The sequence below is a fragment of the Bradyrhizobium sp. CCBAU 65884 genome, assembly GCF_028128835.1.
GTDB lineage: Bacteria > Pseudomonadota > Alphaproteobacteria > Rhizobiales > Xanthobacteraceae > Bradyrhizobium > Bradyrhizobium ottawaense.
Genome location: NZ_LBJU01000124.1, coordinates 212,334 through 221,931 on the forward strand (window position 1 = coordinate 212,334; position 9,598 = coordinate 221,931).

Annotated in this window: 8 protein-coding genes; 4 read left to right on the forward strand and 4 right to left on the reverse strand. The window is 65.2% G+C overall.

The features are described 5' to 3' along the window. Positions 1 to 46: 46 nt before the first annotated feature. The 4 genes from pimC to XI03_RS25925 form a co-directional block, all read right to left on the reverse strand. The gene (gene pimC / locus XI03_RS25910) at positions 47 to 1,237 is read right to left on the reverse strand and encodes a pimeloyl-CoA dehydrogenase large subunit (protein WP_271593665.1); all 1,191 of its coding nucleotides are present in this window, start codon (positions 1,235 to 1,237) and stop codon (positions 47 to 49) included. A 150-nt stretch (positions 1,238 to 1,387) separates the two neighbouring features. After that, positions 1,388 to 2,575 carry an acetyl-CoA C-acyltransferase gene (locus XI03_RS25915; protein ID WP_271593666.1) on the reverse strand — a complete coding sequence of 396 codons (1,188 nt, stop codon included), beginning with the start codon at positions 2,573 to 2,575 and terminating at the stop codon, positions 1,388 to 1,390. Then, positions 2,572 to 4,254, reverse strand: a complete 1,683-nt coding sequence (pimA, locus tag XI03_RS25920) for a dicarboxylate--CoA ligase PimA (RefSeq protein WP_271593667.1) — start codon at positions 4,252 to 4,254, stop codon at positions 2,572 to 2,574. The genes XI03_RS25915 and pimA overlap by 4 nt, the downstream gene beginning before the upstream one ends. Before the next feature lie 221 nt (positions 4,255 to 4,475). After that, the gene (locus XI03_RS25925) at positions 4,476 to 6,572 is read right to left on the reverse strand and encodes a 3-hydroxyacyl-CoA dehydrogenase NAD-binding domain-containing protein (protein WP_091955910.1); all 2,097 of its coding nucleotides are present in this window, start codon (positions 6,570 to 6,572) and stop codon (positions 4,476 to 4,478) included. A gap of 131 nt (positions 6,573 to 6,703) precedes the next feature. Between XI03_RS25925 and XI03_RS25930 the strand changes: the two genes are divergently transcribed. The 4 genes from XI03_RS25930 to XI03_RS25945 form a co-directional block, all read left to right on the forward strand. Next, positions 6,704 to 7,570: an IclR family transcriptional regulator gene (locus tag XI03_RS25930; protein WP_028142130.1), complete on the forward strand. Its 867-nt coding sequence runs from the start codon at positions 6,704 to 6,706 to the stop codon at positions 7,568 to 7,570. Positions 7,571 to 7,636: 66 nt separating this feature from the next. Then, entirely contained in the window at positions 7,637 to 8,434 is a 798-nt protein-coding gene (locus tag XI03_RS25935; RefSeq protein ID WP_028142131.1) for an ABC transporter ATP-binding protein, read from the forward strand. Beyond that, entirely contained in the window at positions 8,431 to 9,144 is a 714-nt protein-coding gene (locus tag XI03_RS25940) for an ABC transporter ATP-binding protein (protein ID WP_018318824.1), read from the forward strand. The genes XI03_RS25935 and XI03_RS25940 overlap by 4 nt, the downstream gene beginning before the upstream one ends. 13 nt (positions 9,145 to 9,157) lie before the next feature. Continuing rightward, on the forward strand, positions 9,158 to 9,598 hold a 441-nt coding region (locus XI03_RS25945), incomplete at its 3' end, for a branched-chain amino acid ABC transporter permease (RefSeq protein WP_271593668.1).

The window sequence follows — 9,598 nt, forward strand, 5'->3', positions numbered from 1 at the left end:
TGGTTATGGATTCCGGGCTCGCGCTGCGCGCGCCCCGGAATGACGCCTAGAGCCCCAGCACCGCCTTGGCGATGATGTTGCGCTGGATCTCATTGGAGCCGCCGTAGATCGAGACCTTGCGGTTGTTGAAGTAGCTCGGCGCGATCTGGGCGGTCCAGTCCATGGCTTCGTTCGAGCCGTCGTCGCCGTGCACGTCGTAGGGCGCGGCGAACGGGCCGATCACTTCCATCAAGAGCTCGGTGGTGGTCTGCTGGATCTCGGAGCCCTTGATCTTCAGCACCGAGGAGGCCGGATTGGGCTTGCCCTTGCCGTGCTTGCCTTCGTCGGCGACGACCCGGAGCTGGGTGAGCTCCAGCGCCTTCAGCTCGATCTCGCACGCGGCGAGCTTCTCGCGGAAGGCGGCGTCCTGGATGATCGGCTTGCCGCCGGATTCGACCTTGCCTGCGAGATCGCGGATGCGGCGCAGCCGCTCCTTGGAGACGCCGACGCGGGCGATGCCGGTACGCTCATTGCCGAGCAGGAATTTTGCGTAGTCCCAGCCCTTGTTCTCCTCGCCGATCAAATTCTCGTAGGGCACCTCGACGTCGTCGAAGAACACTTCGTTGACCTCGACGCCGCCGTCGATGGTCTGGATCGGGCGCACCGTGACGCCTTTCGACTTCATCGAGAACACGATGAAGGAGATGCCCATCTGCTTCTTGGCGCCGGGATCGGTGCGGCACAGGCAGAAGATCATGTCGGCGTGCTGGGCCAGCGTGGTCCAGGTCTTCTGGCCGTTGATGATCCACTTGTCGCCCTTGCGGTCGGCCTTGGTCTTGAGCGAGGCAAGGTCGGAGCCCGAACCCGGCTCGGAGAAGCCCTGGCACCACCAGTCGTCGACATTGGCGATGCGCGGCAGGTACTGCTTCTTTTGCTCCTCGTTCCCGAAGGTGTAGATGACCGGGCCGACCATGCTGACGCCGAAGGCGAGTGGCTGCGGCGCCGGATAGGACTGCAGTTCCTCGTTGAAGATGTAGTGCTGCACGCTGGTCCAGCCAGTGCCGCCATATTGCTTGGGCCAGTGGCTGACGCCCCAGCCCTTCTTGTTGAGGATGCGCCACCAATTCACCATCTCGTCCTTGCTGAGGTGACGGCCCTCGACCATCTTGCGCCGCGTATCCGGCGGCACGTTGTCGCGGAAGAACTGCCGCACTTCCTCGCGAAACGCCTGCTCTTCTTTCGTGAATGCGAGATCCATCGGATCCTCCTGTGAACAGTTTTGTTCTTACCAAATCCGCCGTCATTCCGGGATGCGCCGTAAGGCGCAGGCCCGGAATCCATATCCCCGATTGGTGGTTATGGATTCCGGGCTCGCCGCTTTGCGGCGCCCCGGAATGACAGAAACGTTTTACTGCAGCACCTCGAACAGCCCTGCCGCGCCCATGCCGCCGCCGACGCACATGGTGACCACCGCGTACTTGGCCTTGCGGCGGCGGCCTTCGATCAAAGCGTGGCCGGTGAGGCGCGCGCCGGACATGCCGTAGGGATGGCCGACCGCGATCGCACCGCCGTCGACGTTGATCTTCTCGGGGTCGATGCCGAGCTTGTCGCGGCAATACAGCACCTGCACCGCGAAGGCTTCGTTCAGCTCCCAGAGACCGATGTCGTCGACGGTGAGGCCGTGGCGCTTGAGCAGGCGCGGCACGGCGAAGACCGGGCCGATGCCCATCTCGTCCGGCTCGCAGCCGGCCGAGACGAAGCCGCGGAAGATGCCGAGCGGCTTGAGGCCACGCCTGGAGGCTTCCTTGTCGCTCATGATGACGGAGGCGCTGGCGCCGTCGGAGAGCTGACTGGCATTGCCGGCGGTGATCGAGAAGCCCTCGCCGCGCACGGGCTTGAGGCCGGCGAGGCCTTCGATCGTCGTCTCGGGACGCGGGCCTTCGTCCTGCGACAGCGTGACGTCCTTCATCGACACGGTGCCGGTGGCCTTGTCGGTGACCGCCATCTGCGTCGTGATCGGCGCGATCTCGTCCTTGAACTTGCCGCCCTGCTGGGCGGCCGCAGTGCGGCGCTGGCTCTCCAGCGAATATTCGTCCTGCTTCTCGCGCGAGATGCCGTAGCGCTTGGCGACGACTTCCGCCGTGTCGATCATGGGCATGTAGACCTCGCCCTTGATCTTGAGCAGCGCAGGGTCCTGGGCGTGGAAGCCGTTCATCTTGTCGTTCTGCACGAGACTGATCGACTCGCCACCGCCGCCGACCGCGATCTCGACGCCGTCAAAAATCACCGAGCGCGCGGCGAGCGCGATCGCCTGCAGGCCCGAGGCGCATTGCCGGTCGATCGTGGTGCCGGCGACGGTGACGGGAAGGCCGGCGCGCAGCAGCGCCTTGCGCGCGATGTTGCCGCCAGTCGAACCCTGCTGCAGCGCCGCGCCCATCACGACGTCCTCGATCTCCTTCGGATCGACCTTGGCGCGCGCGACGGCTTCGCCGATGGCGTGGCCGAGCAGGGTTGCGCCCTCGGTGGCGTTGAGCGCGCCGCGATAGGCCTTGCCGATCGGGGTGCGGGCGGTGGAAACGATGACGGCGTCGGTCAAGAACGAGCTCCTGATGCGGTTTTAGTGGATTGTGACGGTTTCTGCTGCTGGCGCAATTCGTGGCGCGACAATTTTCCGACAGGCGTGCGCGGCAGATCGTCGACGAATTCGACCTCGGCCGGCAATTCGTGCTTGCCGAGCTTGCCGGCGAGCTGCGCGCGCAGCTCGTCGAGCGAGAACGGCTTTGCCTCCGGCTTCAGCTTGATGAAGGCCTTGGCGGCCTCGCCGCGGTACTGGTCGGGAATGCCGAGCACGATCACCTCGTGCACGCCAGCAATGGTGTAGATCGCCTGCTCGATCATCTGCGGATAGACGTTGAAGCCGCCGGAGATGATCATGTCCTTCTTGCGGTCGACCAGGAAGAAATAGCCGTCGCTGTCGACATAGCCGATGTCGCCGGTGAGGAAGCGGCCGTCGACGAAGGCATCCGTGGACCCCTCCGGCTTGTTCCAGTAGCCCTTGGTAACGTTCGGGCCCTTGATGCGGATCTCGCCGACTTCGCCGGGCGGCAGCACGCGCTTGGGATCGTCGAGCGCGACCACGTCGAGCTCGATGCCCGGCAGCATCAGGCCGATCGAGCCGGGCTTGTCGGGGCCGGTGGGCGGATGGCCGGTGCCGGGCGAGCAGGTCTCGGTCATGCCCCAGCCGCTGCGCAGCTTCTTGCCGACCTTGCGCTCGAAGAAATTCGCGATCTCCACCGGCAGCGGCGCGCCGCCGGAGCCGATGGTGGCGAGCGAGGAGAAGTCGCGCTTGTCCAGATCCGGCAGTGCGGCGATCGCGATCCACATCGTCGGTACGCCCGGAAAATAGGTCGCGCGCTTGACCTCGATGTCGCGCATCACGGCCTCGACGTCGAAACGCTGATGCAGCGAGATCAGATTGCCGCGGCTGAGCGACGACAGCAGCACCACGGTCAGCGCGTAGATGTGGAACAGCGGCAGCACGCAGATCACGCGCTCGATCGTCTCGCCCCGCGCGGCGCGCGATGGCTTGCCCCAGACGTCGTAGATCGACACCGCCGAGGTGAGATTGCCGTGGGTCAGCATCGCGCCCTTGGGCAGGCCGGTGGTGCCGCCGGTATATTGCAGCAGGGCGACGTCGTCGGCCATGACGACGGGCCACGCCGCCGGCGCGGTCGCGCCCTCGGTGAAGGCCTTGAAGGTGACGATGCGGGGATCATCCGGGATCGCCGCCTGCGGCGTGCCGACCTTGCCCCAATGATCGTCCTCGCAGACGACGAGGCGGTCGATCAGCCCCTTTTCAAGGAACTTCAGCGCGGTCGGCAGCAGGGCGGCGAGGTTGGAGGTGACGAGCAGGCGCGAGCCGGAATCGGAGATCTTGTGGGTCAGCGCGATCTCGCCGTCGAGCGGGGAGAGATGCGCGAGGCGGGCGCCTGCCTTCAGCGCGCCGAAAAAATTGACGGGATGGTCCGGCGAGTTGCCGAGGAACAGCGCAACGGACGTGCCCTTGCCGCAGCCGGCGCGCAGGAACGCCGCCGCCGCACGCTCGGCCTGAGCTGCGAGCTCGGTGTAGGTGATCGGGCGATCGCGGAATTCCAGCGCGGTGCGCGTGCCGTATTCGGCGACGGCCTTCGACAAGAGGTCAGGCAGCGAGCCCTGGACGATGGTGTCGTCCCACCGCACGCCCTCGGGATAAAACTGTTCGCCGGGATGGGTCATTGGCGATCGATACTCTGCAAAACGGTAATCGCCGGGTCGTGTGAGGTGGACACCGGCGGACGGGCTCCCTTCCCCCTTGTGGGGAAGGGTTGTGGAAGGGGGCAGCCACGAACACTGACCTCGCCCGGGGCCACCCCCCTCCCTGCCCCTCCCCCACAAGGGGGGAGGGAACGGAGAGAGCTTTGCCCGGAGCGCGACATTCCAGCAGCTACCAAAACCGATCAAGCCGCCTTCGACGCCGCCGCCAGCGAGGCGAACGTCTTCCCTTCGGCCGCGAGCTTCTTCAGCAGCGGCGCGGGCTCGAGGCTCGGATCGTTGGTCTCCTTGGCGTAGAAGGCGAGGCGATCGGCGATGTGCTTGAGGCCGACGCTGTCGGCCCAGAACATCGGGCCGCCGCGGTAGATCGGCCAGCCATAGCCATAGAGCCAGACCACGTCGATGTCGGAAGGACGCGCCGCGATGCCCTCTTCGAGGATCTTCGCGCCCTCGTTGATCATCGGATACATCATGCGCTCGAGGATCTCGTCGTCGCTGACGACGCGCTTCTTGCGGCCGAGACGGGCAAGCGTCTCGTCGATCAGCTTCTCGACCTCCGGATCGGGCAGCGCCGAGCGGCTGCCGGCTTCGTACTTGTAGTAGCCCTTGCCGGTCTTCTGGCCGAAGCGGCCGGCTTCGCACAGCGCGTCCGCGATCTCCGACTTGATGCCGCGATCCTTGCGCGAGCGCCAGCCGATGTCGAGGCCGGCGAGGTCGCCCATCGCGAACGGTCCCATCGGCATGCCGAATTTCGTCACCACAGCGTCGACCTGCTGCGGCAGCGCGCCTTCGAACAAGAGCTTCTCCGACTGCTTGCCGCGCTGGGCCAGCATGCGGTTGCCCACAAAGCCGTCGCAGACGCCGACCACGGCCGGCACTTTCGCGATCTTGCGCGCAATGTTCACCGCGGTGACCAGCGCGTCCGGCGCGGTCTTGTCGGCGCGCACGATCTCGCACAGCTTCATCACGTTGGCCGGCGAGAAGAAGTGCATGCCGAGCACGTCCTGCGGACGCTTGGTCGACTTCGCGATCTCGTCGATGTTGAGATACGAGGTGTTGGAGGCGAGCACGGCGCCGGGCTTGACGTACTGGTCGAGCTTGCCGAACACTTCCTTTTTCACCGCCATGGTCTCGAACACCGCTTCGATGACGAGGTCGGCATCGCCGACATTCTCGATGCCGACGACGCCGTTGATCAGCGCCATGCGCTTGGCGGGCGCGTCGGCCGGGATGCCGCCGCGCGCGGCGGTCGCTTCCCAGTTCTTCTGCATGATGCCCATGCCGCGCTTGAGCTGCTCCTCGCCGGTCTCGATCAGGGTGACGGGAACGCCGGCATTTGCAAAGGACATCGCGATGCCGCCGCCCATGGTGCCGGCGCCGAGGATGGCGACCCGGTTCACGGGACGCGACTTGGTGCCGTCAGGAACGCCCGCAATCTTGGCAGCCTCGCGCTCGGCGAAGAACGCATAACGCTGCGCCTTCGACTGATCGCTGGCGACGAGCTTCAGAAAACCCTCGCGCTCCTTCTTCAGGCCTTCGTCGAAAGGTAGGTCAATGGCGTAGCCGACGGCGTCGGCGGCAGCGAACGGCGCTTCCAGGCCGCGCGATTTCTTGGTCATGGCGGCGACTGCATTGGTGAAGATCGAGCGGTCGGCCTTGGCCGCCGCGATCTTGGAATCGTCGTCGCGCAGGCGCCGCAGCGGACGCTTCTCGGCCAGCAGCTTGCGCACGAAGGCCTCGCCGCCCGATGCCGGTCCCTCGATGATTTCCTCGATCAGGCCGTTCTTGAGCGCTTCCGCAGCACCGATGGGATCACCGCCGACGATCATCTTGACAGCGAGTTCGGGACCGACCGCGCGCGGCAGGCGCTGGGTGCCGCCGGCGCCCGGCAGCAGTCCGAGCTTCACCTCGGGCAGGCCGAGCCTGGCCTCTTTCACCGCGACGCGGAAATGGCAGGCGAGCGCGACCTCGAGGCCGCCGCCGAGCGCGGTGCCGTGGATCGCGGCAACCACGGGCTTGGGCGAATTCTCGATCTCGGACAGCACGTCGTTGAGGGCCGGCGCCTTCGGCGGCTTGCCGAATTCGGTGATGTCGGCACCGGCGATGAAGGTGCGGCCGGCACAGGTCAGCACGATGCCCTTGATGGCGGGATCGGCAATTGCGGCCTTGATGCACTCGAGGATGCCGCCGCGGACCGCGGCACTCAGAGCATTGACCGGAGGGCTGTCGACCGTGACGATCCCGACCTCGTCATGACGCTCAAGCTTGACCACTTCGCTCACGGTGTTCCCTCCTTGGTGGGGATTTACTTTTGTTCGATTTCGCGGTGCGGAATTTAATTCCGCATCTTGACGGCAGGGTTATTTTGAAGCACGTGGCTTGTCAACGACTCCGCGCAAGAAGCAGATCAGGGATGAAGCGTACAGGAAAGAAGACTGCGACCGATCGGAATTTCGTCGTCGCGCTTTCCCGCGGACTGGACGTATTGCGCGCATTCCACCCCAATGACGGCCTTCTCGGCAATCAGGAGATTGCGGCTCGCACCAATCTGCCGAAGCCGACCGTGTCGCGGCTGACCTACACCTTGACCAAGCTGGGCTATCTTGCGCCGGTTCCCCGCTTCGAGAAGTACCAGCTCACACCCGCGGCGATGTCGCTCGGCTACGCCGCGCTCGCCAATCTCGGCGTTCGGCATTTGTCCGAGCCGTTCCGCGAGGACGTGATGCGCGCGACCGGCGGCGCCGTCGCCGTCGGCGGCCGCGACCGTCACAGCATGATCTATTTCGGGCAAAGCCGCGGCAGCGAGACCGTCGGGGTTCAACTTGACGTCGGCTCCCGCGTGCCGATTGCAACCAGCGCGATGGGCCGCGCCTATTTCTGGGCGCTCGACGACGCGGACCGCGCAGACCTGTCGCGCCTGTTGCGCGAACATTACGGCAGCCGCTGGCCCAAGATGCGCGACGGGCTGGAACGTTCCGGCGAAACCGTCGCGAAATACGGTTTTGCGATCTCCGTCGGCGACTGGCACGACGACATCGGCGCCGCCGGCGTCGCACTCAGGCTCAACGACGGAACCGGTCCCTACGCATTCAATTGCGGCGCGCCCGCATTCCGCTTCACGGAAGAGCGTTTGATCAACGACATTGGACCGCGTCTCTTAGCGATGGTAAGGAACATCGAAGCGGCGCTCGGGGGTCTAATGCCGCATTCCAAAAAAGACGTCAGCAAAAAGCTGAAATCAGGAGGAAAAGTTGCGCGTGTGGCCGAGGGATTCAGATAGCCTTTGTCATCATCGGGAGCGGTTCGCATCGCCCCTTCGCTCACTGAATGACGTGAGCGAGACGAGATGACGCAGGCACAGCTCGCGCAGGGGACATCGCCCCTGCTCGCGGTTCGCGACGTCAGCGTCGTGTTCGGCGGCATCATCGCGCTCAACGGCGTGTCCTTCGACATGCACAAGGGCCAGATCCTCGGCTTGATCGGCCCCAACGGCGCCGGCAAGACCACGCTCTTCAACTGCCTGTCCCGGCTCTACCAGCCGTCATCCGGCGACATCCTGATGGAGGGCGCGAGCATCCTGAGGCGGCCGCCGCACCGGATCGCCGAGATCGGCATCGGCCGCACCTTCCAGAACGTGGCACTGTTTCCGAATCTCTCGGTGATGGACAACGTCCGCGTCGGCGCGCATTCGAGGACCTCGAGCGACATCATCAGCGACTCCCTGAAGCTGGCCTGGGTTCGCCGCAGCGAAACCAGCGTCAACAAGAAGGTGCACGAGATCCTTGCCTATCTCGACCTCGAGGACGTCGCCCACACCGTGGTCTCCGGCCTGCCCTTCGGCACGCAGAAGCGCGTCGAGCTGGCGCGCGCACTGGCTGCCGATCCCAAAATCCTGCTGCTCGACGAGCCCGCCGGTGGCCTCAACCACGAAGAGGTCTACGTGCTCGGCGACCTCATTCGCCGCATTCGCGACGACCGGCACATGACCGTGCTGCTGGTCGAGCATCACATGGGCCTGGTGATGTCTATCGCCGACCATGTCGTTGCGCTGAATTTCGGCAAGAAGCTCGCGGAAGGCACGCCGGCCCAGGTGCAGGCGGACCCCGACGTCATCAAGGCCTATCTCGGGAGCAAGGACCAATGACGACATTGCTCAACGTCAAGGACCTGCGCGCCTATTACGGCCAGGTCCAGGCGCTCCATGGCCTGTCCTTCTCGCTCAACGAGGGCTCGCTGGTGACGCTGCTCGGGGCCAACGGCGCCGGCAAGACCACCACGCTGCGCGCGATCTGCAACATGGTGCGCTCCACCGGCGGCATCGAGTTCGACGGCAAGCCGCTGAACAACCGCTCCACCGAGAGCATCGTGCGGTTCGGCATCGCCCATGTGCCGCAGGGCCGCGGAACCTTCACCACCATGACGGTGGAGGAGAATCTCCAGCTCGGGGCCATCACCCGCAAGGACAGCGCCGGCATCGTCTCCGACATCGAGCGCATGTATGCGCATTTCCCGGTGCTGAAGCAGCGCCACACCCAGCAGGCCGGCACGCTCTCCGGCGGCGAGCAGCAGATGCTCGCGGTCGCCCGCGCCCTGATGCTGCGGCCGCGGCTGATGCTGCTGGACGAGCCCTCCTTCGGCCTCGCGCCGCTGGTGGTGCGCGACCTGTTCGGCATCCTTGGCAAGATCAACCGCGAGGACAAGGTGTCGATCCTGGTGGTCGAGCAGAACGCCCAGCTCGCGCTGGAGCTCGCCGACCAGGCCTATGTGATCGAGACCGGCCGCATCGTGATGTCGGGCAACGCCAAGGACATCGCGAACAACGAAGAAATCCGCAAATCCTATCTGGGTTACTGAGGGAGCCGGGACAATGGAGCTGTTCACCAACCAGGTCCTGGCCGGCATTGCCACGGGCGCGATCTACGCCTGCATGGCGCTCGCCGTGGTCATGATCTACCAGGCCATCGACCATCTCAACTTCGCGCAGGGCGAGATGGCGATGTTCTCGACCTTCATCTCCTGGCAGCTGATGCAATGGGGCGTGCCTTATTGGGCCGCCTTCGTGATCACGCTGGCCTTCTCCTTCGTCGCCGGCATCGCGATCGAGCGGATCCTGTTCAAGCCGCTGACAAAGGCACCGGTGCTGACCAACGTCGCCGGGTTCATCGCGCTGTTCGCGATCATCAACTCCTCGGCGGGCCTGATCTGGGACTTCACCATCAAGCAATATCCGACCCCGTTCGGCTCCGCGCCGTTCCTCGGCAGCCAGCTGATCTCGACCCACCAGGCCGGCATGATCGGCGTCACCATA